Source organism: Undibacterium paludis, assembly GCF_022568815.1.
Taxonomy (GTDB): domain Bacteria; phylum Pseudomonadota; class Gammaproteobacteria; order Burkholderiales; family Burkholderiaceae_D; genus Undibacterium.
Genome location: NZ_JAKZHX010000018.1, coordinates 98,478 through 125,059, shown reverse-complemented (window position 1 = coordinate 125,059; position 26,582 = coordinate 98,478). Strand labels below are relative to the sequence as shown.

Here is a 26,582-nt window from a genome sequence, read left to right as displayed (position 1 = left end):
GTCAGGGACGCCTCTGCGATGAGTTTCGGGTCATAAAATTATCTACAGTAGCTGTCCCCCAAAGCATCTACTGGTGCGTTATACCTGAATAATCTGGCGTTTGTGATCTTGCAAGTTAATGCAGTTGTAACACCTCCACAGTGCTGGCAAGTTAAAATACGGGCTACGCTCCAACAAGCAAGAAAGAAATATCATGGCAAAAAAGAATGAACTTGATCCTGAAACCGAAGCACTGATCGCCTGGTGCACTGAAGTCGAAGGTTTTCTGGTTGCTGGCGGTGCCACCGTCAGCCAGGCCCAGGATCACATAGAAGAGCAGATAGAGTGGTTCACCGACCTGTTCTTCGACGGATTGACACCCGAAGAGGCGGCCAAAGAAGCATTGGCCTGAACAATCAGGCTGTTTACAGGTCATATGAGCAGGCCAGATTAGCCGCTCCCTGACAGGCAAGTAGAAATGAAGATGATTCACCGCAAATTGTTATTACCACTGGCGTTTTCCCTGGCTGCTTTAAGCGGCTGTGGCACTGCCAGCAAGCATGCCGGTATCCAGCATGAAGAATTTGGCGCCACCGGCGTATTCACCCGCAGTTTCCCCGGTACGGAAAAAGGCGCCTGCGAAGCAGCCCGGCGCGCCCTGCTCAGCCAGGGCTATGTCATCAGTGACTGGAAGCCATCGGTGCTGAAAGGCCGCAGGAAATATCAGCCCGAGGCCGACGTCCATGCAGAAATAGAATTCAATGTCGTCTGCGTTGCCGACAGCAAGGGCAGCAACAGCACCACCATGTTTGCCAATGCCATACGTGACCGCTATTCGCTCAAGAAGAGCAATACCTCGGCCAGCATAGGCGTCAGCGCCATTGGTTCGGTATCGCTGCCTTTTGGTTCTACTGACGATGCACTGGTCAAGGTGGCCAGCGAAACCATCCCGACCGGGCAATTTTATGAACAGTTCTTTGAGCTGGTAGAGCGCTATCTGGACAGTGTTCCCTACATACAGGAACCGGAAACCGACAAGAAAACTGCGGCAGCCCCGACGCCACCGGCCCCGTCAGGATCACCTGCAACTGCTTCTGCTGCAGGCGCCAGTAACGCAACAGAGTCCACCAGGGAAGAAGAGGAAGATTGATGCAGGCCGACGACCTGCAAAGACTGCTGACGTTCAAAATGCCTTATGGCAAATACAAGGACAGGGTCATTGCCGACCTGCCCGGTCATTACCTGGGCTGGTTTGCCCGTGAAGGCTTCCCCAAAGGGGAGATAGGTCGCCTGCTAGCCCTGATGTATGAAATAGATCACAACAACCTGCGCGAACTGCTCACGCCATTACGCACAAAACCATAAAAAAACGGCAAGCTCATGCTTGCCGTTTTTTATAAGCGACCCAACCCAAAAGCACATCAGCCAGGCATAAAGGGGATCAAATCCCCTTGTCTGCTCACTTGCTTCAGCTTATTTGCTTTCTTTGCTTTGACGCTTGCCCGCAGCAGTTGCTGGCAGGTATTTCATCGGGTCATTGACGCCGGCAGCATAGGCAGTCACCAGACTACGCTGCCTCAAGCAGGATGCACTCAGGGAGGTAGCATCGGCGGTGGAAGAATTCACACACACTTGCAAATCTTTGACCGTATCCAGCGGGATGCCTGCCGCAGCAGCAACCGATACGATGGATTGCGGGTTGGCGCCGCCAGCAACCAGGCTGTCCACCGTTGCTTGCAGATTGGAACTGCTGGTCAGTGCAGTAAAGATACCATCAACAGAAGTATCCACGCCTTCTGCACAGGCAACAGACAAACCGCCAGCCAAAGCCAGTCCGACGAGTGTATTTTTCAGTATTTTTTTCATAGGTATCCCCCAACATGTCGACAAACCATTTTGTCTTCCGCAACCGATTCTAAATAAGTGTAAATCAAATTGAAAGCAGATATTTGTAACCTGAAAGCCGACAAGAAAGCCGGTGATTCAAGGCTTTGCATTGTTGCATGATAAAAAGTTCATCACTATCTGCAACTGGTATGTCCTGGCCGTCGTCATTATGCCTGCTCAGCCATTTCACCCCTTGCACTCTGTCTTCTGGCCGTAATTGCATCAAGCTGGTCGATGATACTCTGATCCTTTTGCAAATCTTGCGCTGCTGGTATTACCAGCGTGGTGATCTGCTTTAAAAATGCCCTGGGCAAATCCTTGAGCTGGAGTTTGTCAATCCGTGCTTTTTCCAGCGGGTCAGTAGCTGCCTCATACAGGTAGACCTCATGTTCTGGTGGATAGGTCCGAGTCAATTTGTCGACCAGCACTTGCAGGTATTCTTCGTTGGTTTCCAGTTTCTTCAATGCCAGTTCACCTGCTATGCCTGGCTGCCACAGGATCAGCAATGACGTCGGGTCAATATTGCGCTGATAAATCATGAACTGTGTGGATTCCATGGACTGCATGCCGCGTGTGCCCGGGTCTATACCCAGATCAGCGACCAGACAATCCAGAGCAGAAATACCGGGCTCCATGTGCGCCTCATAGCCTTCTGCCCTGGCGTCAGCAATGGCCATATGTGAAATGCAGGCAAAAATACCGGGATGCCCGTAAAACGCGGCGCACACCCTTTTACCTGAGCGCATTTCTGCCAGAATGGTATCGGCCATGCGGCGGTAGGTATTACGGCGATTTTTACCATCTTCGCGCATGTCGGCATAGTAATCATTGAGGCATATATATTCTTTAGCTACGCCCATCAACCACTTGCGCGTGAAAATATTCGGGATCGCCGCCACCACGACATCAAAATTTTCGATATAGCTTTGTGCTATGGGGGTCAATTGACCGCCCATGCGCATGCCAGTACCTACGCAAACTAGTGACCCTTGTTTCTTGATTTTCATGAATGATTATCTAAATAAGCCAAATAAATAAAAGTTCCTGTAGTCACAGGACTAGAACTTTTTTCGATTAACAGGCGAACCGTCTGCAGCAATGGCTAGTGAGTACAAACCCGAGCGCTCGTTCATTGCCATCAATCAATAGCCTATCTGTATGTCCTCAATAGAATCAATAGCGTCAAAATCCCTGAATGGCAAGTCCAGGTATTCTGCTATTTTTTGCCTGTCACCATTGATGATCAGGATCTGCTCAGTGGGCGACAAGCCGAATTCTTTGGTCGTTCGCCTCGGATCGTTTCTGTGCGCCTGCAAGTGATCAGCGCTTTTGTCCATCATATTTAGATAATTGAGTATAGGTGGCATATTTACCTTCCAGATCAGTAAAGTTTAAGGAACTACCGAAACTGATTCTATGCTTTTTCTTACGACTGGGAAATATTATTCGAAAAAATATTTAATTTACAACATTATGCCACTTGACGAAACACATTGACGCAATTTCTGCCTTCAGCTTTTGAGCTGTAGAGCGCCCTGTCGGCCGCTTCCAAAGTGGATTCGAAACTGGTCAGGCCATTGCTGTCTACGGTGGCGACGCCGAAACTGGCCGACAGGGCAAACACATGTCCGCTCGGCGCGGTGTCTATCATGGCGATCGCCATGCGGCAGCGTTCTGCCAACTGCAAGGCCGAAGCCTGGGTCGATTCCGGCATGCAGATACCGAATTCTTCACCACCCAGACGCCCGAACAAATCCACTTTGCGCAAATGCGTTTTGACAGTTTCACTGACTGACTTCAGCACCCAGTCACCCGTTGCATGTCCATAAGAATCATTGATATTCTTGAATAAATCCATGTCGAACAAAATAATGCTCATGCTGCCGCTACGCATCTTGAACGCCTCATTCGCACTAACCATGAAATGCATGCGATTGGATGCCTGTGTCAGGCCGTCTGTCTGTGAATATTCCTTGAACTGGTTTTTTTGCTGCAGGGTCTTGATCAGCCACAGCGTCAACAACACCAGGATGGCAGCTACCAGGGCAATGGCCAGTAACAGGTTCTGGTTATTTTTCTTTTCCAGTTCGCGTTCAACCGCAAGAATCTTGTTTTTCTGCTCAAGCAGATTCAGTTGATTGGACTTATCCTGGGTATCAAATTTGACACGCTGGAATGCCAGGTTCTTGTGCAACTGGTCATCCAGCACACGATTTTTCAATACCAGCGCAGCCTCGTAGTATTCAAGCGCAGCACCAAATTGTGTCTGTGCCCGCTTGATGCCGGCCATGGTTTCGGCAGTCTTTTCCATCAACTGAACAGCATTGCCGCTTTTCGCATGCTGATAGGCAAGCAGGCCATAACGCTCGGCCTGTTCAAGATTACCGGTATTGAGAAATGCGCGCGCCAGTGCCTCTTCAAGCTGGGTACGGTAATCTGAACTTTTGTTCACTTCCAAAAATTCAGACAGCAACTGGATACCTGCCCCTTTGCCTTGCAGGTAATTGCCAGAATCAATCAGGTCAATGGCAGCAAGTGAGCGCAATATCTGCACAATCACGGTTGCGCCGCGTTCTTCACAAATCTTGATGGCGTCGGGCAGCATGGAGCGGGCGCGTTGCCGCTCTCCCCGCAACAGGTTGATTTCCACCTGGTCAGCAAAGCCTACGCAGGTGACGCTGGTATGTTCATCTTCCTTGCCGATTTCAACCAGGCGCTCAGAATAGGCGTGTGCTTCATCGTAGGCACGCAAGGAATTATGTAAAGTGATCGCAGCCTGCAAAGTATCCATCTTTGCAATCTGGTTGGTCAGCTTGGGCAAGAGCAAAATACCCTGATTCATCGCGACCAGGGCATTTTCATATTCGCCAAGCTGGGTATAACCAGCCGACAACTGATACAGGAGCCGCACGCGGTAATCAGGATCAACCACCTGGTCAATATTGGCGCGCACCAGTTCCACACGTTCTTTGTGCCGCCCTCGATAACCGAGTACTGATGCACTCAACAGCAAGTGACGGTCTCTTTGTACGGTCGTAAATGAAGGACGTAACTCTTCGAGTTTTGCCAGGGTCTCGGCAGTTTTTTCCGGGGATATCTTGATCTCTTTACCAGCCTGCGTAAACAGGTCTTCAGCGGCTTTTGCATCCCGGGCATGGACATGCAGTGGTACAGCACTTCCGGCAGCAAGCAGTATCGCTAAGACAAGATTCTTAATGTGCCGGAAGTTCATTGAATATGCCAATTGCCTGATCGCGTCTTACGGATTTGGCGTAGTTTCAACAGAGTCAATCGCTGGCAATTCATCCGCCGAGATCCCGACGATACCGGCCACTGCGGCTTTGTCGCCAGACAAAACAGCAGCCTGTTCTTCGCCAGTCAAACCAAAACTACCCATAGCGGCCTGTGGATCGCTTCTATGCGAAGCCAATGCGCCTGCATCTTTATCCAAAGTATTCAAGTACTCAAGTAATTTAGACATTTGATTTACCTTTCAATTAACTTTCTTCGGTTATGAAACGGAGGTAATACTAGTGAGAATTCTATTATGATTCTGTAAAAGTTGTAACAATTTTCAAAGAACTATTGCATTAAACGCAACACTGGGTAACGACGCCATTCCGGTTCCTTGAATCGGGCACAATGACTAAAGATAAAATCAAGTACAGCCTGTTGATTATTCAACAGATCAGGGTTTGCCTGCTTCCATTGTTCAAACGCCAGCCTGAGTTCAGGCTCACTTCGCAATAGTTCGCCGGCCGTGTCTTCAAACACATAATCGGAATAAGCTTCTTTCTTTTCCAGCACGCTATTGAAAAACCCCCAGCGGAAATAACTGTCATGCGCTTGTGGCTCCAGGGTTTCGATGGCATACCTGGCCTGTGGCTGATCCAGTCTGAGCAGATAATCACCGGCATGAACATGCAGAGTCTCAGTACGGGTTTGCAATTCCACCTGATCATGGAACAGATGACCTTCATACGCATTCGGACGTGATGATACCGACTGTATATGGTAGGTCTGCACGGTCAGCTCAGTGTCGCTGTCCAGTCTTTCAAGCTGCACGCCATTCCATTGCAGGCGTTCAATCACTGCGCGCCATGCCTGCGGTATCAGGTAGGCTTGCGAGCGTTCTATGCTGATGTCAGGCACAAAATGGTCAAAGTAAGGGATAGCCTTTTCCCAAGGCTGGCTGCGGTCATAGGACAGGCGCTGGTAATTGCCAATGACACTGGGCTTGTACACTGCCTGATACCCCTTGAACAAAAAGCTGGATGGCTTGCCATGGTCGGCCACCCAGTGCACGGCAATTTGCCGGCTGCTGGCAACCGCCTGTCTCGCCTCTGCACGCAATTGCTGGATACCTGCCGCATTGGCGACAGTAAACGCCAGCACGCTTTCAACCAGGGCGCGCATGGACGCATAGCGGTCAGCAAAAGGCTTCAACATATGGGTTTCGGGCATGAAACCTATGGTGTGATGCAGGGCCGCGTAGCCGGTGGAAAAACGCGGCGTTTCCAGAAAATCTTCTATGCCATGGTCAGGGATATCCTGGACCGGGTTGACATACGGGCAGGTAGGCCAGCCGCGTTGCTGCATATCGGCATAAATCGCCGGCAACATGGTATGGCGCAGGAAAGGGCCCAGGCCATTGCCCAGTTTGTCGGCCTGGGTCTGAATCAGGGTCATGGTGTAGTGATAGTCAGCCCCGTTCGAGGTATGGGTATCGACCATCACATCAGGACTCCAGTCACTGAAGAAACGGTTGAAAACCTGGGCGTTTTCGCTATCGCATTTGATGAAATCACGGTTCAGGTCCAGATGCAGGCTATTGCCGCGAAAGCCAAACAGCTCAGGCCCATCCTGGTTGACGCGGGAAGTATTTTGCCGGTTGACACAACCATCAACATTGTAGACCGGGATGAACAGAAACACGGTACGGCCCAGCGCAGCAAGGCGCTCAGGCTCAATGCAAAAGTCACGCACCAGAACCATGCAGGCATCAATGCCTTCTGGCTCACCGGGGTGTATGCCATTATTATTGAAAAAAACCGGACGCTGCTCCTGCCTGATGCGGTCGCGGTCAAACACGCCGTCAGCAGTGATGATGCCGGCATGGATGGGCCTGCCGCTGTCGGATACACCGATCTGAGCAAACTGCAAGATGCCAGGGAAACTTGCAGCCAGCTGCTGGTAAAACTGTATACAGGCTTCCCAGGTCGTGGTCTGGTTTTGATTACCTGCCTCGTAGGGGGTAATGAATTTTGCCGGGTTGGCGGACGCTGTTGCCATGTTACGCACCAAAAAAGTATTGTAGTGTGGAATTTTAGCTTACAAGTAATAATTGCAACATGACATAAGCATGTCAGATTGAAACAAATTGATTCTTCTGACAACATAGAACAACAATTGCCGGAGTTTCCATGACCGATGCAGAAATACTCGCCTTGAAATCAAGCTGCCACACCACCCTGCCAGGCCACCTGGCACTGACGCCGGCACAAACCTTCAGCCGCATGGCGGCCTGGTGTGAAGAACATCAAATCGAGCATGACAGCTACGGTGAAGGTGAACTGGTACAGGCTTTTGAACACAAAGTCGCTACCCTGCTCGGTATGGAGGCTGGCCTGTTTTGCATCACCGGCACCATGACGCAGGTGACAGCCCTGCGCCTTGCTTGCGAAGAAAGAGGCAACTCATTGGTCGCCCTGCACGCCAGTTCGCACATACTCGTCCACGAAAACAGCAATTACCAGTTGCTTGGACATTTCCATGCCTTGAAAATAGGCAATCCGCACCGGCCCTGGAATCTGAAGGACCTCCAGGCCATTTCAGACAAGCTGGCGGCAGTCCAGTATGAATTGCCCATGCGGGAAATAGGCGGGCAATTGCCGGACTGGGATGAACTGGAAACTATCAAGCAGCATTGTCGCGACAACGACATCCACCTGCATATGGACGGCGCACGCCTGTGGGAAGCCGCGACAGGCTATGGTCGCAGCCTGGCGGAAGTCGCCAGAGGATTCGATACTGCCTATGTGTCTTTCTACAAAGGCATAGGCGGCCTGGGTGGCGCCATGCTGCTGGGTAGCACCGAATTCATTGCCAAAGCGAAGGCCTGGATGCACAGGCAGGGTGGCAGCGTGTACCGGCGCAGCCCTTATGTGGTGGCAGCAGCGATGCAGTTTGATGAAAGACTGGCTGCCCTGCCCGCCTGCCTGGCACGCACCCGCGAGCTTTACACCTTGCTGGCTCAATACCCGCAATTCAAAGTCAATCCGGCAGCACCACAATGCAACATGCTGCACCTGCATTTACCGGTCGACAAAGACCGCGCAATTGCCATCCGTAACCGCATCGCGCAAGAGCAAGGTATCTGGCTGTTCAATCATGCCACCCACACTGCCCTGCCAGACAGCTGTATGCTGGAATGGTATGTAGGCGATAACCTGCTCAACACTGACAACGTCGTCCTGCGCAAGGCGCTCGATCTGCTGGCAGCGGCGACGTCCTGAGCTGCGACGTCCTGATCAAGCCGTCGGAAAAGTGATCTGCAGGCGCGTACCAGGGTAAGTGCTGGCGGCATCGCCATTCTCCACCAGCATCTGGCCGCCATGCAGTTCTACGATGGTTTTGATGATGACCGAGCCCAACCCCAGCGACAAATTCTTGTTGTTGCCGGGTTCAATGGCGTTGAACAGGCGTTGCTCGCGCCTTTGCCCATAACTATGCAAGGCCGCCGGCGACATGCCTGCGCCATCGTCTTCAATCACCAGTATCACCGCACCATCCCCGGATGAAACGCGCACACGGATAGCTTGCCTGGCATGGCGTATAGCATTGTCGAACACATTGCGAAACAGGCGCGAGATAAGAAAGGCGTCGCCCTGCATGATGACGGTCTCATGTGCAGCTTCGTTCACGACCTGATGATCCACATCATCCTCAATGACAAAGCTGATGGCATCGCCTTGCTGGTTGCAACTATTCTGCGTATTCGCGCATTCAGTACGCAGCAATTCAAGCAGGTTCAGGCTGTTGAGCTGTTTGCGATAGCGTGGCTCATCAATGCTGGCGATAAAAAACAGGTCATCAATCAATTTTGTGAAATAAACTATCTCACTGTTGATAACGGCAAAAAACTCTTCACGCTCTGCTTCTGTCATGGCTTCGCCATGCGTCGCCAGAGTGTCCACGGCGGCGCGCATGCTGGTCAGAGGGGTACGCAGGTCATGCCCCAGTTCTTGCAGCATTTCACGCCGCAGGCGCTCGTTTGCCTGCAAGCGGGTAACCAGCCGCTCTATCTCATCCGCCATGGAATTGAAATGCACCATCAACCCACCAATGGCATCGAGCCTGCCGGTCGCAAACCGGGTGGACAGATTACCTGCCTCCATACTCTGTATGACTTTTTGCGCTTCCTGTGAACGTCCGCGCAGATAAAAAGTCAGCATGAACAGCCCCAGTAAAATGGCTGCCACCACCGTCAGCAAAAATAACCAGGTCATGGTCAAGAAGGTGCCCTTGGCAGGAGTGCCAGGATTACGCACCAGCAAATAAACCGGTTGCGCCGCCCGCAAACGCACAATGGCGCTGGCTGCACTGCCTGAAAAAAACCGCCCTCTCGCCACGACATCATGAATCTGTTCAGGCTTGTCTCTTTGCAGCAAAGTAACCGGCGGTGCAGCGTCGGTATTTCTGGCCAGTACGCTATTGTTGCCATCAACAACCCATAATTCCAGCGGGATGGCCGGTGACTCTGCCCGGTAAGACTGCAGCTTCTTCATTCCTTCTTCGTAGCTGCTTTCTTCGACGATACGGGCAATGAACACATAGACGCTGCGCTGGACTTCATCGCCAGACTTGCCCGTGACTTCACGCAACATGAACAGATACATGGCTGTCAGACCCACTGCAAACAAAATGCTGACTGCAAGAAATCGCCACCATAAAGAACGACTCATAAGGTACTCCCGGCCAGCTCCAGTTTGTAGCCTACGCCATATATGGCAACAATGCGCTCATCGGCACCAGCATCTTTCAGCTTGCGGCGCAGGTGGCTGAGATGGGAATCGATGGTGCGGTCATAAATCGCGCTGTCACCGTCAAACTGGGCCAGTATCTGTTGGCGCGTAATCGTGTCACCGCCCGCCTGCACCAGCAAGAACAGGACATCGAATTCTTTCTTGCCCAATTGCAGGGCTGTTCCGGCGATGCTGACCGTACGTCGCCCCCTGTCCATCTGTATGCGGCCAAACGCGATGCTGTTGCGCTGACGCGTTTCAGTCTGCCGCAACAAATGCTGGCGGCGCATGCGGGTGCTGAGTTCCTGCAAGCCAAAGGGTTTGCGCATGTAGTCATCGGCACCGACATCAAATGCAGTGACGACAGTATGCTCGTCGCTCAGGGCAGAGATGATCAATATCGCCGTGCCAGGGTGGCTTTGCCGCAATTTCCTGCACAGGCTGATGCCATCACCATCGGGCAGGCCTATGTCAAGCAGCATGACATCAAAATCATGCCTGGCAAGCTGCTCATGCGCTTCCTTGATACTGGCGGCAGGGGTCAATGAAAATCCTTCAAAACGCAGTCCCATACCCAAAGTATGGGCAATCAGTGGATCATCTTCCACGAGCAGAACCTGCAAAAGGGCTGACGGGCGCGCTGGCGATACTGGAGTCATTGGAGTCATGGCAATGTGGCTGGACACGACTTATTTTGCCACAGACATAAAGGCATACCGCCACTTCCATAAAAATTACAGAATTGCTGGTTAAAGTGACAAACAAATCTGGTCACAGTCTGAGAGCAGGCGTGAATAGCCATGATTTCACTTTGAAAACCACGGAGTAAACCATGTCACTTTCATCAAAAACAAGATCAAATACAAGATCAAATACAAGATCAAATGCAAGGGTACTGGCAGTTGCCGGCAGCATGGCCAGCGCCATCATCCTGTCTGCCTGCGGTGGCGGCAGTGCCACGACAGGCAGCACTACGGTCACCTCGCCACCGGTCGTCACCAGTAACAACGGCAGCACCACATCAACGACTTCAGGTTCATCAGGCAACACGGGCACGGCAACAACATATACAGCGGCCATCAATGCCGCCAAAAATGCCGCCAATACCGATGCGCTGTGTGCACATGACGTGACCGGGGATTTTTACTGGGAAATCGGTGACGCCAATAGCAGCACCCCCATCGCCTCTGGATCAACCGGTGCTGCCAGCGTTGATGCGCAAAGTCATTTCAACATCGCCTCGGCATCAAAATGGATTTTTGGTGCATATGCAGTGGAAAAGAAAGGCATAGACAAGGTGCGCAGCGATGCCTCATTGGCAGATGGGCTCAGGTTCATGTCCGGCTATACTGGCATGAATGACGATGGCTGCGTCGGCAAGACCACGGTTGCTGCCTGCTTTAATGGCGGCATGAATGGCAAGACGTCCGAACCTGACCCCAATACAGTGGGCAAATTCAACTATGACAGCGGGCACGACCAGAAACTGGCTGCCGTTGACCTGGGCCTGGGTAATTTTACTGCAGCACAAATTGATACTGAATACCAGAACACCATAGGCCTCAGCCGTGGCTTCAATATGGCGGCGCTGGACCCGCTGATGGCAGGCGGTGAATTTGCCAGCGCCAGCGACTATGCACAGTTCCTGCGCAAGATCATGCGGCGAGAACTCGTCATAGGCAGCTATCTTGGCGACAATGCCGTCTGCGCCCTGCCCTCTGCCTGTCCTGGCAAGGTTGGTTACTCCCCCATCACCATACTGAACGAGCCCTGGACTTACTCCTACAATCACTGGGTGGAATCACAATATGGCAAAGGCAGTATCGACGCCTATTCCAGCCCGGGAAAATGGGGTTTCTATCCCTGGATATCGGCAGATAAAAAATACTATGGCATCGTTTCACGGCACGATAAAGACCTGGGCGCCTATGCGGTTTCGGTCAAATGCGGGCGGCAGATACGCAAGGCCTTCATGGCAGCGTTATAAGCAAGCATGTGCGATCAATCCGGGGGGCAACTTTCAGACGACTTCCCCGGCTTCAGTCTGAGCGCTGAATTTGCTGGGCGGCACGCCAAAGTGACGGCGAAACATCGCGATGAAAGCGCTCAGGCTGTCGTAGCCAAGCTCCAGCGCAATATTCGTGACCGCCATGCCCGCTGTCAGCAATTCCATAGCACGCATCAGCCTGGCGCGTTGCCGCCAGTCAGAAAAACTCATGCCAGTCTCTTGCGTAAAATGACGTGTCAATGTGCGCGGAGCTATGCCTGCCCATGACGCCAGTTCCTGCATGGAGCGTGGATCGCCCGGCGTTTCTGTCAGCACCCTGGCAATTTTAAGCAGGCGGCGATCAGCCGGCATGGTCAACACAAAATTCTGGACCGGTGAATTGGCGATTTCATCGACGATGACGGCAAGCACACGTTCCCGGGCAGGATCCAATTGATCGTCGGCTTCCCAACTGGCGGCGCGCAAAACAGCTTCCCGCAATAAACCGGATACTGGCAGTATTTGCACCTGCGTGGGCAGATGTTCAGATGGCGCGATATAGGCGCTCCAGCCGGTAAACACCTGGCTCGTATGCTGCGCATGAAGCTGCAATGGCGGTATCCAGATTGCATGGCCGCTGGGCACGACAAGATGCTGTCGTTCTGTGGCAATCATGATGGCGCCAGTCGTCGCCGCCACGATCTGGCCACGCAGATGTTTATGTTCGGGTGTTTTGCGTATTTGCGCCTTGCTGGTGACGGCATACACCAGTGCCCCACCTTCCTGGCTGGCACGAACGGGGTCAATCAAAGCTAGAGTTTTGGTGCTGCACATGCCGCCAATTATATCCCAGACCACTGAGATCAATAATGCACAGCATGTCAATCTGCGGTTTTATCTGAAGGGAAGCGGATCGAGTCGCGCAATAAAAAACCCATAGGCATAGCCAGGTTCATCTTATTGATGCCCGTTGGCCTGGTAAACCAGTCCCTGTACAACTTCTCAAACTCCCCGTCGGTGATCAGCCTCATCATTTCACGGTCAACCAGGTTTTTAAATGCCACATCATCTTTACGAAGCATCAGCGAGTAAGGTTCCACTGACAAAGGGTCGCCGACGACGATGAATTCGTCCGGATTTCTTGCCTTTGCCCTTAAGCTGAACAACAGCACGTCATCCATGGCAAAGGCGTCAGCCTGATCCTGTTCAACCATACGAAATGAGGCGTCATGATCTTGCCCTTCCAACAGCCTGATGTTGAGTGACCTGACATTGCTGCGGGCATTCACCAGTTCCAGCGTTGTCGCATTCCTGGTAGTGACGATGGTCTTGCCCTTCAGGTCTTGCCAGTTCCTGATGCCTTTGTCTTTTTTGACGATCATGCGCACACTGGAAAAGAAATGCGGGATGGTGAAGCTGACGCGGCGACGCCGTTCGGCCGTATTTGTCGTCGCACCACATTCGATATCAGCCTTGCCATCAATGATGCTTGAGAAGCGCGAAACCGAATCAACCGGAAGATATTGAATTTTCAGATTGCTCAGCTTGAGTTCTTTTTTAATGGCATTGGCAATTCTGAGGCAGAAATCAATGGAATAGCCATTGACCCGGTTGTCTTCCGAGGTATAGGAAAAGGGAGCTGCCTGCAGGTAGGCAAATGTGATGACCTGGCTTTCCCGTATCTTTGTCAATGTGTCTGCGGCGCAGCTAACACCAGGTATCGCAAGCATCAGCGATACCAGCACAAGCATAAAGCCTGAGCCAATTGAGATAATTTTTTTCATACCAGCCACTCCATCATCCAATACCTGACATACAGCCACACTGATGCACATGCAAGACAGCAGTCTTAACAACCGCCAACCACAGGCAATGCAGCACCATGAATTGCACGTGCCGCGTCAGATGCCAGAAAAGCGATCACATTGGCAAGTTCATCCGGAGAAACCCATTTACCAGGATCGGCATCCGGCATGGCAAGCCGGTTTTGCGGCGTATCAAGAATACTGGGGAGAACGCAGTTGACGTTGATATGGTGCTGGCGTAATTCTGCCGACATGCTCTCGGTCATGCGGATGAGCACATCCTTGGCGGCACAATATGCCCCCATCCCGGCAACTCCTTTCAGGGCAGCATAGGCACTGACATTGATAATTTTTCCGCCTGCCCTGTCTATCATGCCAGGAACAATTGCACGCACCAGTTGCAACATGCTGCGAACATTGATATCGAACAGGAAATCCCAATCTTCATCTGCAGTTTCATGCACTGCATACCCCATACTGAAACCACCTGCTGCATTGCAAAGTACATCAATTGCCTGATATTTCTTCAGTGCTGATTCCAGCAGTTTTGCAACCTGGTCACCATTGCACAGATCGGCGGCAAGCAACAGAAATTGGTCCTTGTACTCGTGGTCCTGACCAAAGGTACTTTCAAGATCGTAAAGGTGACGATCAACCAATATCAGGTTTTTCCCGTCCTGAGAAAATTTCCTGGCGAGTGCACGGCCCAGGTTGCCACATGCACCCGTGATCATGACGGTCTCGGTTTTCGTACTCATGCTAATTTCCATCCATGTTGAATATTGAAATCTGTTGATTGCTATTCTTCGGCAGCAATTGTTCCTACTGCTGAACAGGACAATCCATTGCTGAAAATACCCGGTCAGCATAGAGGGCAAGCTCGATATCCTTGTCCGTGACACCGTCGGCATCATGCGTCGTCAATGTCATCACGACCTTGTTATAGACATTGAACCACTCCGGATGGTGGTCTTTTTTTTCGGCAAACAGGGCGACATGCGTCATGAATGAAAATGACTGCATGAAATCGGCAAAGAGGTATTCGCGTGTGATTGCCTTGCACTGGCGCTCAAGTTTCCACATGGGACGGGATTGCAGGAATTGTGAAATGCTGGCCGGGCTCATCATTTTTTTACTTACCTCATCAGTTTTTCAAACTTTTCTTGATTTCAATCAAGCCTTGAACGGAAAATAGTTTAGTGCGTTTCTTATGCACATTGTGCGCAAACAACTCACATAAAATCATTTTTTATGCATATAATTTGCATAAATATTTAGAAATAAGGGAAATATGAGCACCATCACCATTGACAGTTATGATATCAACCTCTTGACTGCCCTCCAGCGCGATGGAAAAGCGACGAACAGCGCCCTGGGAGAAAAAATACATTTGTCGACATCACAAGTCAGTCGCCGTGTACAGCGTCTGGAAGAAACAAAGGTGATTTCTCACTATGTCGCTGTACTCAATCCTGAAGTGATAGGCTTGGGGGTGTCAGCCTTCACCCACGTCACCCTGGGCAGGCAGAGTGAACATGCCGCCTTGTTTGAAAAGGCGGTCATGGATTTGCCTGAAGTGCTGGAATGCCATTCAGTCACCGGTGAAGCAGACTATATATTGCGCATTACGGCACCAGATTTGACGGCTTTCTCTGATTTCATGGAAAAAAAGCTGCTGCGCCTGCCCAGTGTCGCCAGTGTCAAATCCATCGTCACGCTGAAAACGATCAAACAGACTTCGAGCCTCCCACTGGAGCATATTGCCCAGCCACGACCTGTCAAGACGCAGATAGTCTTTGCCTGATCCCTTGGGACGTGACAGGTAAATATCGCGTCTGGCCTTAACGCGACACATTAAGGCGCAATGTAGCAAGTTGTCAGGCGGTGTCAGGCGCATGATAGAGCCTTCATCAACCCGCAAGGAAAAAACATGAAAGCTGAAGACATACTCCCCGACCACATCAACACCACCACCATCAATGGCTTGACCATCAGAAAAGGTACGGTTGCAGCCTTCGTGGCAAATGCCAAGACTTACCTGAACAAGGACAGCACAGAAGACGACAAGAAACGGGCCGAACTCCTGATGCTCGAAGCTCTGCCAGCCTTACAGGCACTTAGTATTTTTGAGGTATTTACTATTGCAGATCAGGGCCTGGCCAAGCTCGTCAAAACACATTTGTCAGCCGCTGCAACTGTCAACTGAGCACCACTGAGGCAGCAGGCAAAGCGGTCCAAGCCCAGGTGCTAAACCGGGCTTGCCGCCGGTGCCTCACCCGCTTCCAGCATGGCCTGCACCCTGGCACGCACAAAATGGATATGGCTGCGCAGGCCATATAATTCTTCGGCATAAGACAAAGGAATTGTGATGCGGTTGACCTTTTCTTCTATCTCATCCAGATGACGTAACTGTCTTTGGGCGACAGCCTGGCGTTCACCGGTTTCCACCTGATCCAGGGCCTGCTCCACCAATCTCAGTTGTCCATACCAGCGATAAATACGTGAACGTATCCGCCAGACATAGATAGGCGGAATGATCTTGGACAAAGGCAAAAACAATGCCCCCAGGGCGACGATCACCACCCACATGCGTTCGAAGAAATTGGCTATCCAGAAGCTCAGGTAACGCTGCAACATGGGCGGGCCATTCTTGTAAAACTTTTCTGCCTCGTGAGCGACCGGTATTTCCGTGTATTTATCCGAAGGGAATTCACCCTGACGGCTGAACCAGTCTGCCCCGCCATGTATCTTGCGGGCTGCCTGCAACAGCAAACCCATCAGCGCCGGGTGCAGGCTTTCATGCGCCACCAGGGTAGCCGTTGGTGAAATCAGATGATAGTCATGAGCGGGGATATCCTTGCCTATGTCGACAATGCCACGCGGCAGCACCACATGCGACAGGAAAGGGAAGCGTCTGGTGTACGCCTCGGCCTGGACAAAATCAAACAGGCGTATGCCCGGTGTCTGCAACAGCATTTGTACCAGCGGCGAATCGCTGGCTGAACTGAAGACCAGGACATCAATCTTGCCCTCCAGCAGTGCCGCCGTCCCCGGCGTGTCAGCCAGTTTTTGTATGGTCACGTCGTCTTCCGACATGCTGTTGACACTCAGTATCTGGCTGAATAATTTCGCCACGCCATTGCCATCTGGCCCGATATTGACAATCTTGCCCTTGAACTGGCTGATCGTGCTCAGCTCTTTGGGATTGCGGTAAAACACCCAGATCGGCTCATAAAACAGACTGCCCAGCGAAATCAGGCCACGCTCATGCGCCTGCGTCTCGTCGGTCGAACCACTACGGACAAAGCCAACTTCTATTTCAGAATCAGGGTCACTGATGTGTTTGAGATTATCTTCCGACCCCAAGGATAATTGCTGGCGAAGCTCTATCTGGTTCTTTTTCAACTCATCAGCATAGCGCTTGGCAAACTGCTCGTAGGAGCCATTTTCTTGCCCGGTGGAGATATCAATCACCTTGGGCGGCGCCGGGTCAACCAGCCAGTAGCCAAGACCGCAAACAATCACCACCATCAGCGTGACGGGGCCGAAAGCCACCAGCAGGTCACGCAAATTGAAGAGGGTGAATTTGATTTTTTGCATGGTCAGGCAGTTCTGGCCGGGGTCGGGATGAATTCAGCCTTTAATTGCAGCAAACCTTCCAGCATTTTTTCATAGGCGATGGCAACTTGCTGCTCGTCACCCTTAACGCCCAACTCAATGTGCCTGCGCTCAGTCTCGCTACCTACGCTGGGCAAACTGAAGACCTTGATCAGCGGATAATCTGCCTCCAGCAATTCCATCAGCGGTGTAGCCGTGGACTCTGCCAGTTCATACACCAACACTGATTTTTCATACTGCGGCTGCTGATGGAACAAATGTGAAAAATGCGTATCAAGCACCCATTCCAGCATGGGCCATGCCATAACAGGGAAGCCGGGCACAAAAAAATGATTGCGAATCGAAAAACCAGGGATTTTATTGAAAGGATTCGGTATCAGGTCCGCACCGGCCGGGAATTCGCCCATCTTCAACCTCTGCAACTGGTCTGGTGAATTGAGGTCAACTTGCTCTCCCCTTTCCCTGGCCATGTCACGCATGCGTTCCTGTATCAGTTCTTTTGCTTCCGGGTGCAATTCTATTGCCACACCCAGGGCTGCTGCTGCACACTGGCGCGTATGATCGTCCGGTGTTGCACCTATACCACCGGTAGAAAACACGATATCTCCGCTGGCAAAGCTGCGTTTCAGGGTTGCAGTAATGCGCTCGCGGTTATCACCTATGTATTCCACCCAGTCAAGTTGCATGCCGCGCTCTTTTAACAGAGCAATGACGCGTGACATATGCTTGTCTTCACGCTTGCCGGACAAGATTTCATCACCAACAATAATCAAACCAATTGCCACGATTCCCTCCCTTATGTTGATATGCCCTGCATGCCTGGTGGCGTTTCACGATGACGCTGCAAGGCTTCCAGGCAGTAATGCTGGAACCACAGGCCGGAAAACACGAAGACCAGCACATACACCCAGATCGCTACAGCAGCAATGACCGGCAAAAACAGCACAGACAAAACACCACCCAGCCACAGCAAACCCGGCGCAGCGCCAAACAGGCCGGCGACAATGCCGATGAAGAGCAAAGAGCCACGGTGCTGCCTGACCAGTGTCATCCTCTCATCAGCATCAGCATGCTGCGCCAGGGCATCGTACACCATCACACGATAAGTCAGCCAGCCCCATAAAACCGGTTGCAATACCAGGCTGACAGGCGGTATCAGCGTCAGCGGCAAGGTCAACAGCCAGATCACGGCAAAGATGATAAAGGAAGACAGCGAATGCCACAGGCTGCCCCCCAGGGAGCCGCCATTTCTCTGTTCCAGTTGCGGATAGTGACGGCTGCCAACATGCTTGCTGATGGCTGGCATGGCAAACAGGGCTATGCACAGCAAGGAGGTAAACACCATCAGGGGCAACAATACCCACATCGCTACCAGCGGGACAACAAAGGATTTGAATGCCAGCAGACCAACCATGGCGAACATGCCATGGACACGGTTAAAGCCGTCGTGTTCGGCAAACCATGCCTGGATGAAATCGACCATGGCCTGCAAACCCCACCACATCGCCACGCCCCACAATACCAGCGCCACCATGAAAGGCAAAAATGTCAGCAGCAGCATGCGGTAATGCAATTGTGCCGCCACTGCCCTGCCCCAGGCACGCATGACAGATGCCATATTCATGATTGCTTTTCCTTGTCTAATCCAAACATACGTTTCAAACCCAGCCATTGCTGTGACCAGAAACCTTCACCATAGTTGCGTGCATTGCCTTCTGGCGGCGGCAACTGGTCACGTATGCCGGTCAGGGCAAATTCCTTGCTGAACAGGGCTGTGCCAAACAGCACATCCCAAATGGGAAATAAAACTGCAAAATTATGCCCACCCAAAGTACCTTTGCCACGGGTTTCATGTCCTATGCCGATGGCATGATGGGTACGGTGAAAGCGTGGCGATACCAGCAGGTATTCTCCTATGCGGCCAAAGTGAATGCGCACATTGGCATGCTGCAGGCTTTGCAGCATCTGCGAAGCCATCACCAGCATCACATATTGTCTTGGCTCTACCCCGATGGCGATGGCGATCAGGCCCATATAGATATCGCGGATGAAGTCATCGAGCAAATGATTACGGTTATCACTCCACAAATTCATGTCGCGCTGACTGTGATGCAGGCTGTGCAGCGCCCACCACCAGTTGAACTGATGCTCGGCACGGTGGTACCAGTAATCGAAAAAATCAAGCACAAACAGGTAGACAAAAAACAGCAGCACGGGATATTGCAAAAAGCCGGGCCAGATGTTTTCCAGGTTGAATGGGTTGACACCCTGCAGGTGCAAGACCGCAGTCAACTGGTCCAGCAAGGGATCAAGCACAAAAAACACCAGTATGGAGAAAGCCCCCAGCCTGTGCAGTGCGGTATAGATGAAATCATTCCAGCGGGCGTAGCGATTCCTGATTTCATGCACCGGTATCCAGGCTTCCAGCGGACGCAGTACGACAAACAGGATAATCAATTGCAGCACACCGAGGATGAACCACTCCACCCCCTCAAAAGAGTCTTCGACAAACTCGCCAAGGCCCAGGTAAAACATCAAAGGCTGCACTATCGTTTCAAAAATCCAGGCTTGCAGATTTGTGAACAGATCAGAAATAGTCATTATTTTTCAATTGGTGAAATGTAAGGTAAAGCTTGCAGCATCATTGCGCCCACACTAAATAAATACTAAGGTGACACTTTATATGCCGGATGCTCTCGTAGCGTAGCAAAACAAAAAGATTTTTGCTCAAGGCCGTTAATCAGCGGCTCCAGGTTTTCCGGCGCCCAGGCTTGCTTGCGCGACCAGATGCCCATGTGCGCCATGAAGATATCGCCATCCCTGAGCTTGTCCAGGGCATTTTTCAGCAGCGCAGGATTAGTGACTTTTTCGCTCGACAATTCATCACCTGAAAACCCTGCCGGTGACCAGCCCACATGCCGGTAACCGCAAGCCTGACCAGCTTTCAACAGGGCCGGTGTCAGTTTGCCGCCAGGCGCACGCCACAGCGGGTCAAGTTTTTTACCCGTCAGGGCAAAAAAACGCTGATCTACACGCCGTAATTCTTCGCAGTATTGTTGTGCTGTCCATTGCAGGGTCTGGCCAGCCTGGCTGCCAAATTGCGGCTTTACGGCAATGCGGCCATCTGGCAAATCAGCAAGCACATAAACATGATCATAGGTATGGGTGCCAAAGGCATGACCATCTTTGACCAGGGCCTGCCAATAGCCAGCCCATGTCATATCCAGAGAATAATCACCACGCACCGTTTTTTCATTCGCCAGAAAAAAAGTCGCCTTGATCTCGTGACGGCGCAAGGTAGTTGCGATCAATTCGGCCTGTGACTGGCTGCCAGTGTCAAAAGTCAGGTAGATCGTGCCCTTGCAACTGGCAGCCTGAACCAGGCAAGGCGATACAAGGCAGACAAGCAGCCAGCCTGCTGCCATCCTCCGGCCAGCCAATTTACATATTGCCTGCGCGGTTGGCAAAATAGACACCATGTGGAGAACGCCCTACCGGTATCAGCTTGATCACCTTGCGCGTGGCGATATCAACGACAGCCACCTTCTTGATCCAGCGCAGTGTCGCCCACAGGGTTTTGCCGTCAGCACTGACTTCCATGCAGTCCGGGCCACCAGGCACAGGAATAGAGCCTATGATTTCAAGGGTTTGCTGGTCAAGGATGTTGATTTCATTCGAAGTACGGTTGGATACGAACAAATGCCGCTTGTCACCTAGTGCGCGGAAATTATGGGTCCCCTCTCCCGCCTTGATCTTTTTCACCGTCTTTTGCGTACGCCAGTCGATGACTTCAACATAATTGCTGCCCATGATACCAACCAGCAAATACTTGTCATCAGGTGTCATGACAATACCTGCCGGCAATTTTCCTACAGGAATCGTCCACTTCACTTTCTGCGTAGCAAGATCAATCGCCGATACCTGATCGCTGCCCTGCTGGGTAATGAAGACTGTGGTGCTGGCAGAATCAAATGCCATGTGGCTGGGCAGTTTTCCTAAAGGGACACGCTGCACCAATTTCATGTCCTGTCCGTCAAACTTATAAAAATCGACACGGTCAAGACGCAATGAATTGGAAACAAACCACTTTTGGTCCGGCGAAAAGCCAATCTGGTAAGGGTCAGCGATGTCTTTCATGCGGCGCTGCACCTGTCCGGTGACAGGATCAAGAAAAACGAGCTCATTGCCGACTGCATTGGCGACGATCAGGGATTTATTGTCCGGCGTCGCCATCAAGTGATGCGGTTCCTTGCCAACAGGAAAAGTACTGATTTCTTTATAGCTGGTCTGGTCCAGCAAACTGACCGTTGCATCACGGGAATTCAAGACCACCACGACATTGCTCTGGGCAGCGCTGGCTGAAAAACTGGTGAACAAAGAAAACGCCAAAGACGACAACAAAAAACGACTACGCATGAAAGAAGACCGCAAAAAATTAAATTGAACTGGCATTTTACAGCGCATGACAATAAGGAAAGAGCTTTCCTTCAATTGTTTTTTCTCTTTTTCACTTAATTTGCTCAAAATCAAACCTGCTTATGCCCGCATACATGGGTATATATTACTCCCATTACAAGAAATCACCCTGAGCTGACAAAAGCCTGCCTATTTGCACTACAATTGCGACAACTTTTCTCTATAAAGTTCATCGTCATCCATTCACTCCTGACTGTTTGCACATCATTGCCAACGGCATCATTGGAATTGTCATTGAATGGACGGAGGTCAACAGCGAAAAGAGCCCGATAATCATGCAGGAACAAACCGCGCGTACCTGAAGCAATCATCGGAACCGCCAAAATAGCGAAATAGCCCAATCACATATAGCAAGAACACAAATCAAAGGATAAATAATGAGCACAATAACAACGGTCAGCGGCCTGCAATATGAAGACAAAGTCGTCGGCGAAGGCGCAGAAGCCCAGGCTGGCAATCATGTCGTCGTCCACTACACGGGCTGGTTGCAAAACCCTGACGGCAGTGCCGGCAAAAAATTCGACTCCAGCAAAGACCGCAATGACCCGTTCTCTTTTCCACTCGGCGCAGGTCATGTGATCAAAGGCTGGGATGAAGGTGTACAGGGGATGAAAATAGGCGGTACCCGCATATTGACCATCCCTTCCAGCCTGGGCTATGGCCCGCGTGGCGCCGGTGGCGTCATTCCGCCGAATGCCACTCTGATATTTGAAGTGGAATTGCTGGGCGTTTAATCCCGTCCCGTCGACAAGCTGGAACGTTCATCTGTTTTTTTGTGGGCGTTTCAGGAGGAGAACCTGCTGCCACGTGGCAGCACGGAGCCTGTTTGCGAGTGCGCAGTCCATAGCATGGAAAACAGGCCCTTATTCTGGTAACGAGAGTACGAATTGCAATGCAGAATCTATCAGCTTGCGGCGGATTTTATCTTCCCCGTAGGCTTCGGGACCAGCGCGCACCCAGCCAGGCATTGCCCGTCCACGCGATAACATGGGTTGTATGTCTTCGATTGCCAGCGCCCAGGCATCATTGCCCTTCCCCAGCCTGACCAGCATGCCGTCAGCACGTGCGCCGCAAAGCAATTTCCCTTTCAGCAACCAGGCCAGGCCCCCGAACATTGGCTTGCTGGATATGTCTGGAACAGAGTCCAGTTCATCTGCAATCAGTTCTTCCAGGCCGGGATCTCGCGCCATGTCTAACTCCTTGCTATTTCTACAAAAAAAAGGGGCGCTTCCTGTTCAATAACTGAAATGAAATGATTATGGAAGAAGCAGATAAACAAAAACCAGGCGCACCTGGTTTTTTAACAACAAGTTCAGTGAATATAGCTTATTCTTTAATGAAATGCTCACGGTAGTATTTCAATTCTTCTATCGACTCCAGGATATCAGCCAGGGCCGTATGCTTCTGATGCTTTTTGAAGCCCGATGCCAACTCCGGCTTCCAGCGGCGGCACAGTTCTTTCAAGGTTGAGACATCCAGGTTACGGTAGTGGAAAAAAGCTTCCAGCTTGGGCATGCCGCGAGCCATGAAGCGGCGGTCCTGGCAGATCGTATTGCCGCACATCGGTGATTTACCGGCTGGTACATAGGCTTTGAGGAAATTGATCAGGGCAACTTCGGCGTCGGCTTCGGTCACGGTTGAGGCCTTGACACGGTCAATCAAGCCAGAGCGGCCATGGGTGCCCTTGTTCCAGTTGTCCATCTTGTCCAGGGTTTCATCTGACTGGTGTATGGCAAATACCGGGCCTTCAGCCAGTACATTCAACTGTGAATCGGTTACCACGACAGCCACCTCGATGATACGATCGCTATCTGGGTCCAGACCGGTCATTTCCATGTCCAGCCAGATCAGGTTCAATTCGTTTGGACGTGCTGGAGTGGCAGGATTTGTTGTGTTTGTTTGCATGTCGGTCGCTTGTGACATAATTCTTCCTTGGCTATTACTTATCGAATGTCACATTTTCCCATGATTTCAGTCGTTTTTTCGGTTTTATTCGTTTCCTTCCTGCTGTTGACACTGGTTTTCCAGTTCTGGCTGGCCTCACGACATATACGGCACATCCTGAGCAACCGGGTCGCCGTGCCCGCACAATTTGCCGAAAAGATCAGCCTCGCCTCGCATAAGAAGGCCGCAGACTACACCATTGCCAAGACCAAGCTTGGTGTCGTGATGTTAATGGTGAATGCGGTTGTACTGCTCGGCTTTACCCTGTTTGGCGGTTTGCAATGGCTGTCCGTGCACCTGGTGAAGCTGACCGGGCCGGGCATGGGTTACCAGATCAGTTTGCTGGCCACCTTTGCGCTGATCAGCGGCGTACTTGAATTCCCGTTTACATATTATTCCCAGTTTGTGCTTGAAGAGAAGTTTGGCTTCAACAAGATGACGCTGGGCCTGTTCTTCCGCGACATGGCGGTTAATGCCCTGCTCGCCTGCGTGCTGGGGCTGCCCCTGGTCTGGGTCATACTCACCCTGATGGAAAAAGCCGGCAGCCTGTGGTGGCTGTATGCCTGGGCTTTCTTCATCGCTTTCCAGATGCTGATCATGATGATCTTCCCAGTCGTGATTGCCCCCTTGTTCAACAAATTCTGGCCGCTGGACAATGCAGAAGTCCGTGAGCGTATAGAAAACCTGAGCAAGCGCGTCAACTTTGCCCTGAAAGGTATTTTCGTCATGGACGGTTCCAAGCGATCCGGCCATGGTAATGCGTATTTTTCCGGTTTTGGCGGCGCCAAGCGCATCGTGTTCTATGACACCCTGCTTGAACGCCTGGCTCCCAACGAAATAGAAGCCGTGCTCGCGCATGAACTCGGTCATTTCAAACTCAAGCACATCATCAAACGCATGGCGGTCATGTTTGCCCTGTCACTGGGCTTCATGGCCATGCTTGGCTTTTTCAAGGATCAGGTCTGGTTCTATACCGGCCTGGGTGTGGACCCCATGCTGCTGGCGCAGAATGACGCCATGGCCATGATACTGTTCATGCTGGCGCTGCCTGTGTTCACCTTTGTATTTTCGCCGCTGGGCGCCATCACTTCACGCAAACATGAGTTTGAAGCCGATGCCTTTGCCGCCAGACATACCAATGCCGCCGACCTGATCACCGCCCTGGTCAAGATGTATGACGACAATTCGTCCACCCTGACGCCTGATCCTTTGCATTCGGCGTTTTATGACTCCCACCCTTCCGCCTCGGTGCGTATCAACCACCTGCTGGCAGCGCAATAATTGACTACCCGGAGATAACATGATCAAGACCACCGACTTGCTGGCGAAAAAATCCCAGCACACAGAAACCGGCCTCGATGCGGCCAGCCTGCCTGCCTATCTGGCGGCGACACCAGGCTGGGCCGAGGACGGCCCACGCATCGTCAAGACTTTCCAGTTCAAGAACTACTACGAAACCCTTGCTTTCATCAATGCGATTGCCTACGTCATCCATGCAGAAGACCATCATCCGGAACTGGTTGTCACCTATAACCGTTGCGTCATCAAGTTTGATACGCATACCGTCAATGACGGCAGGGGTGGCATCTCTGAGAATGACTTCATCTGCGCCGCCAAGATAGACGCCATTTTCCAGCAAAGTTTTTCCTGATGACCCGTTCACAAGCTTTGGTGATTGCAGCACATGGCCGCCACTATCTGGTACAGGCAGAGATAGACGGCCAACAACATAAGCTGCACTGTGTCACCCGTGGTAAAAAAAGCGATGTCTCGGTTGGTGATATCGTCGAATATGCCCTGACATCCAAAAACCAGGGTGTCATCGAGGCGATTACACCACGCAAGACCTTGCTGTACCGTTCGGATCAGTACAAATCCAAGATGCTGGCCGCCAACCTGACGCAATTGCTGATCGTGGTGGCAACTGAACCCAGCTTCAGTGACGACCTGGTATCGCGCGCACTGGTGGCTGCTGAATCCTCAGGCATCAAACCGCACCTGATCCTCAACAAGGTTGACGTCACTGCATCCCTGCCCAAGGCGCGCGAACGTGCAGGCATCTATGCTGGCCTGGGTTACCCTGTACATGAAGTGTCAGCCAAGACTGATCCTGAAGGCACGCGTCAGTTAATGCATGATCTGATGCAGGGGCAAAGTACGATATTGATAGGCCAGTCCGGCATGGGCAAATCATCGCTGATCAACTTGCTGATACCTGATGCAGAAATTGCTACACGCGAAATCTCGGCGGCGCTTGATACCGGCAAACACACGACCACCTTCACCCGTCTGTACCAGATGGACGAAAAATCCTATGTCATTGATTCACCCGGTTTCCAGGAATTTGGCCTGCATCACCTGAGCGAGGGCATGCTGGAGCGCGCCTTCCCGGAATTTTTGCCACATCTGGGCAACTGCAAATTCTACAATTGCCACCATCATGCCGAGCCTGGTTGTGCAATCCTGGACGCCGTCAAAAATGGCAGCATCACCACCATGCGACATGAATTATTTGAGCAACTGGTGCATGAATCAGCCCAGACCATAGGATATTGAAGACGTCTGGCAGGCTTGTCTTTTGCGGGAGTTTTCCACAAACATATAGGATTCGAGATCAGTCGCGGCGTGCGAAGGAACAAACATGCTCAGTTGCTGACGTGTTCTTGTCATGCTGTTGTACTCATGTTGTACTTATCTATCCTGTTCCAGGATCAAGCCCTGCGCAAATGAGTTTCTGTCAACCGTACTACATCAGCAAAGTAAGCAGTTGGGCGAGGGAGCCGATGTTACTTCAGTCACCTTCTTTTTCATTCTGTCCCGCGCTCCAGGCATTCTATCGCATCTTCTGGTTTTCAATAAAGC

Annotated in this window: 31 protein-coding genes; 11 read left to right on the top strand and 20 right to left on the bottom strand. The window is 51.6% G+C overall.

Translation table 11 applies throughout. The features are described from left to right. Positions 1 to 193 precede the first annotated feature (193 nt). The 3 genes from LZ463_RS25410 (at position 194) to LZ463_RS25400 (ending at position 1,344) form a co-directional block, all read left to right on the top strand. Positions 194 to 391, top strand: coding sequence for a hypothetical protein (locus LZ463_RS25410; RefSeq protein WP_174244932.1), 198 nt, complete (start codon positions 194 to 196; stop codon positions 389 to 391). 66 nt (positions 392 to 457) lie between these two features. Continuing rightward, entirely contained in the window at positions 458 to 1,129 is a 672-nt protein-coding gene (locus LZ463_RS25405) for a DUF2242 domain-containing protein (protein ID WP_241459108.1), read from the top strand. After that, positions 1,129 to 1,344, top strand: a complete 216-nt coding sequence (locus tag LZ463_RS25400) for a DUF3820 family protein (RefSeq protein ID WP_241459107.1) — start codon at positions 1,129 to 1,131, stop codon at positions 1,342 to 1,344. The genes LZ463_RS25405 and LZ463_RS25400 overlap by 1 nt, the downstream gene beginning before the upstream one ends. A 108-nt stretch (positions 1,345 to 1,452) precedes the next feature. On the opposite strand, the gene LZ463_RS25395 is transcribed toward LZ463_RS25400, so the two are convergent. The 6 genes from LZ463_RS25395 to LZ463_RS25370 all read right to left on the bottom strand — a co-directional run bounded on the left by LZ463_RS25395 (position 1,453) and on the right by LZ463_RS25370 (position 7,158). After that, on the bottom strand, positions 1,453 to 1,845 hold the full coding sequence (locus LZ463_RS25395) for a hypothetical protein (protein WP_241459106.1): 393 nt from the start codon (positions 1,843 to 1,845) through the stop codon (positions 1,453 to 1,455). Positions 1,846 to 2,033: 188 nt separating this feature from the next. Then, positions 2,034 to 2,873, bottom strand: coding sequence for an SAM-dependent methyltransferase (locus LZ463_RS25390; RefSeq protein ID WP_241459105.1), 840 nt, complete (start codon positions 2,871 to 2,873; stop codon positions 2,034 to 2,036). Between the two features lie 135 nt (positions 2,874 to 3,008). Next, positions 3,009 to 3,233 carry a hypothetical protein gene (locus LZ463_RS25385; protein WP_241459104.1) on the bottom strand — a complete coding sequence of 75 codons (225 nt, stop codon included), beginning with the start codon at positions 3,231 to 3,233 and terminating at the stop codon, positions 3,009 to 3,011. A gap of 104 nt (positions 3,234 to 3,337) precedes the next feature. Next, positions 3,338 to 5,098 (bottom strand): tetratricopeptide repeat-containing diguanylate cyclase, encoded by a 1,761-nt coding sequence (locus LZ463_RS25380; RefSeq protein WP_241459103.1) that lies wholly within the window; start codon positions 5,096 to 5,098, stop codon positions 3,338 to 3,340. A 27-nt stretch (positions 5,099 to 5,125) separates the two neighbouring features. Further along, positions 5,126 to 5,347 carry a hypothetical protein gene (locus LZ463_RS25375; protein WP_241459102.1) on the bottom strand — a complete coding sequence of 74 codons (222 nt, stop codon included), beginning with the start codon at positions 5,345 to 5,347 and terminating at the stop codon, positions 5,126 to 5,128. A gap of 101 nt (positions 5,348 to 5,448) precedes the next feature. After that, positions 5,449 to 7,158: a M14 family zinc carboxypeptidase gene (locus LZ463_RS25370; RefSeq protein WP_241459101.1), complete on the bottom strand. Its 1,710-nt coding sequence runs from the start codon at positions 7,156 to 7,158 to the stop codon at positions 5,449 to 5,451. 131 nt (positions 7,159 to 7,289) lie between these two features. Here LZ463_RS25370 and LZ463_RS25365 point away from each other — a divergent pair, with 131 nt between their 5' ends. After that, positions 7,290 to 8,381 (top strand): threonine aldolase family protein, encoded by a 1,092-nt coding sequence (locus LZ463_RS25365; protein WP_241459100.1) that lies wholly within the window; start codon positions 7,290 to 7,292, stop codon positions 8,379 to 8,381. A 15-nt stretch (positions 8,382 to 8,396) separates the two neighbouring features. Here LZ463_RS25365 and LZ463_RS25360 read toward each other — a convergent pair whose 3' ends face one another. Continuing rightward, a complete protein-coding gene (locus tag LZ463_RS25360; protein ID WP_241459099.1) occupies positions 8,397 to 9,830 on the bottom strand; it encodes a HAMP domain-containing sensor histidine kinase in 1,434 nt (477 codons plus the stop codon). Continuing rightward, positions 9,827 to 10,558: a response regulator transcription factor gene (locus tag LZ463_RS25355; protein ID WP_241459098.1), complete on the bottom strand. Its 732-nt coding sequence runs from the start codon at positions 10,556 to 10,558 to the stop codon at positions 9,827 to 9,829. Before LZ463_RS25355 ends, LZ463_RS25360 begins: the two co-directional genes overlap by 4 nt. 164 nt (positions 10,559 to 10,722) lie before the next feature. Here LZ463_RS25355 and LZ463_RS25350 point away from each other — a divergent pair, with 164 nt between their 5' ends. Beyond that, on the top strand, positions 10,723 to 11,877 hold the full coding sequence (locus LZ463_RS25350) for a hypothetical protein (RefSeq protein WP_241459097.1): 1,155 nt from the start codon (positions 10,723 to 10,725) through the stop codon (positions 11,875 to 11,877). A gap of 33 nt (positions 11,878 to 11,910) precedes the next feature. On the opposite strand, the gene LZ463_RS25345 is transcribed toward LZ463_RS25350, so the two are convergent. The 4 genes from LZ463_RS25345 to LZ463_RS25330 form a co-directional block, all read right to left on the bottom strand. Next, entirely contained in the window at positions 11,911 to 12,711 is an 801-nt protein-coding gene (locus LZ463_RS25345) for a helix-turn-helix domain-containing protein (protein ID WP_241459096.1), read from the bottom strand. A gap of 47 nt (positions 12,712 to 12,758) precedes the next feature. Beyond that, positions 12,759 to 13,661: an amino acid ABC transporter substrate-binding protein gene (locus LZ463_RS25340; protein ID WP_241459095.1), complete on the bottom strand. Its 903-nt coding sequence runs from the start codon at positions 13,659 to 13,661 to the stop codon at positions 12,759 to 12,761. A 65-nt stretch (positions 13,662 to 13,726) separates the two neighbouring features. Next, on the bottom strand, positions 13,727 to 14,440 hold the full coding sequence (locus LZ463_RS25335; RefSeq protein WP_241459094.1) for an SDR family oxidoreductase: 714 nt from the start codon (positions 14,438 to 14,440) through the stop codon (positions 13,727 to 13,729). 64 nt (positions 14,441 to 14,504) lie between these two features. Beyond that, positions 14,505 to 14,810 (bottom strand): 4a-hydroxytetrahydrobiopterin dehydratase, encoded by a 306-nt coding sequence (locus LZ463_RS25330; RefSeq protein ID WP_241459093.1) that lies wholly within the window; start codon positions 14,808 to 14,810, stop codon positions 14,505 to 14,507. Between the two features lie 163 nt (positions 14,811 to 14,973). Between LZ463_RS25330 and LZ463_RS25325 the strand changes: the two genes are divergently transcribed. Next, on the top strand, positions 14,974 to 15,486 hold the full coding sequence (locus LZ463_RS25325; RefSeq protein ID WP_241459092.1) for an Lrp/AsnC family transcriptional regulator: 513 nt from the start codon (positions 14,974 to 14,976) through the stop codon (positions 15,484 to 15,486). A 126-nt stretch (positions 15,487 to 15,612) separates the two neighbouring features. Continuing rightward, complete coding sequence (locus LZ463_RS25320; RefSeq protein ID WP_241459091.1) at positions 15,613 to 15,888, top strand: hypothetical protein; 276 nt, start codon at positions 15,613 to 15,615, stop codon at positions 15,886 to 15,888. A 41-nt stretch (positions 15,889 to 15,929) separates the two neighbouring features. Here LZ463_RS25320 and LZ463_RS25315 read toward each other — a convergent pair whose 3' ends face one another. The 6 genes from LZ463_RS25315 to LZ463_RS25290 all read right to left on the bottom strand — a co-directional run bounded on the left by LZ463_RS25315 (position 15,930) and on the right by LZ463_RS25290 (position 21,716). Further along, positions 15,930 to 17,282 (bottom strand): TAXI family TRAP transporter solute-binding subunit, encoded by a 1,353-nt coding sequence (locus tag LZ463_RS25315; RefSeq protein ID WP_241459090.1) that lies wholly within the window; start codon positions 17,280 to 17,282, stop codon positions 15,930 to 15,932. Positions 17,283 to 17,284: 2 nt separating this feature from the next. Continuing rightward, positions 17,285 to 18,085 (bottom strand): competence/damage-inducible protein A, encoded by an 801-nt coding sequence (locus tag LZ463_RS25310; RefSeq protein WP_241459089.1) that lies wholly within the window; start codon positions 18,083 to 18,085, stop codon positions 17,285 to 17,287. An 11-nt stretch (positions 18,086 to 18,096) separates the two neighbouring features. Then, entirely contained in the window at positions 18,097 to 18,924 is an 828-nt protein-coding gene (locus tag LZ463_RS25305; protein ID WP_347176297.1) for an EI24 domain-containing protein, read from the bottom strand. Next, entirely contained in the window at positions 18,921 to 19,901 is a 981-nt protein-coding gene (locus LZ463_RS25300) for a sterol desaturase family protein (protein WP_241459088.1), read from the bottom strand. The genes LZ463_RS25305 and LZ463_RS25300 overlap by 4 nt, the downstream gene beginning before the upstream one ends. A gap of 65 nt (positions 19,902 to 19,966) precedes the next feature. After that, positions 19,967 to 20,725 (bottom strand): polysaccharide deacetylase family protein, encoded by a 759-nt coding sequence (locus LZ463_RS25295; RefSeq protein WP_241459087.1) that lies wholly within the window; start codon positions 20,723 to 20,725, stop codon positions 19,967 to 19,969. A gap of 16 nt (positions 20,726 to 20,741) precedes the next feature. After that, complete coding sequence (locus LZ463_RS25290) at positions 20,742 to 21,716, bottom strand: YVTN family beta-propeller repeat protein (protein ID WP_241459086.1); 975 nt, start codon at positions 21,714 to 21,716, stop codon at positions 20,742 to 20,744. A gap of 437 nt (positions 21,717 to 22,153) precedes the next feature. On the opposite strand from LZ463_RS25290, the gene LZ463_RS25285 reads away from it, so the two are divergent. Next, entirely contained in the window at positions 22,154 to 22,510 is a 357-nt protein-coding gene (locus LZ463_RS25285) for an FKBP-type peptidyl-prolyl cis-trans isomerase (protein ID WP_162021193.1), read from the top strand. A gap of 129 nt (positions 22,511 to 22,639) precedes the next feature. Here LZ463_RS25285 and LZ463_RS25280 read toward each other — a convergent pair whose 3' ends face one another. Beyond that, positions 22,640 to 22,966: a TfoX/Sxy family protein gene (locus LZ463_RS25280; protein WP_241459085.1), complete on the bottom strand. Its 327-nt coding sequence runs from the start codon at positions 22,964 to 22,966 to the stop codon at positions 22,640 to 22,642. Between the two features lie 136 nt (positions 22,967 to 23,102). Further along, on the bottom strand, positions 23,103 to 23,699 hold the full coding sequence (orn, locus tag LZ463_RS25275) for an oligoribonuclease (protein WP_241459084.1): 597 nt from the start codon (positions 23,697 to 23,699) through the stop codon (positions 23,103 to 23,105). 42 nt (positions 23,700 to 23,741) lie between these two features. On the opposite strand from orn, the gene LZ463_RS25270 reads away from it, so the two are divergent. Genes LZ463_RS25270 through rsgA form a run of 3 tightly spaced genes read left to right on the top strand, consistent with a single transcriptional unit; the run spans position 23,742 to position 26,276 of the window. Then, positions 23,742 to 25,001, top strand: coding sequence for a M48 family metallopeptidase (locus LZ463_RS25270; protein ID WP_241459083.1), 1,260 nt, complete (start codon positions 23,742 to 23,744; stop codon positions 24,999 to 25,001). Between the two features lie 19 nt (positions 25,002 to 25,020). Further along, on the top strand, positions 25,021 to 25,371 hold the full coding sequence (locus tag LZ463_RS25265) for a 4a-hydroxytetrahydrobiopterin dehydratase (RefSeq protein ID WP_241459082.1): 351 nt from the start codon (positions 25,021 to 25,023) through the stop codon (positions 25,369 to 25,371). Continuing rightward, entirely contained in the window at positions 25,371 to 26,276 is a 906-nt protein-coding gene (gene rsgA / locus LZ463_RS25260; protein WP_241459081.1) for a ribosome small subunit-dependent GTPase A, read from the top strand. Before LZ463_RS25265 ends, rsgA begins: the two co-directional genes overlap by 1 nt. Positions 26,277 to 26,582 lie beyond the last annotated feature (306 nt).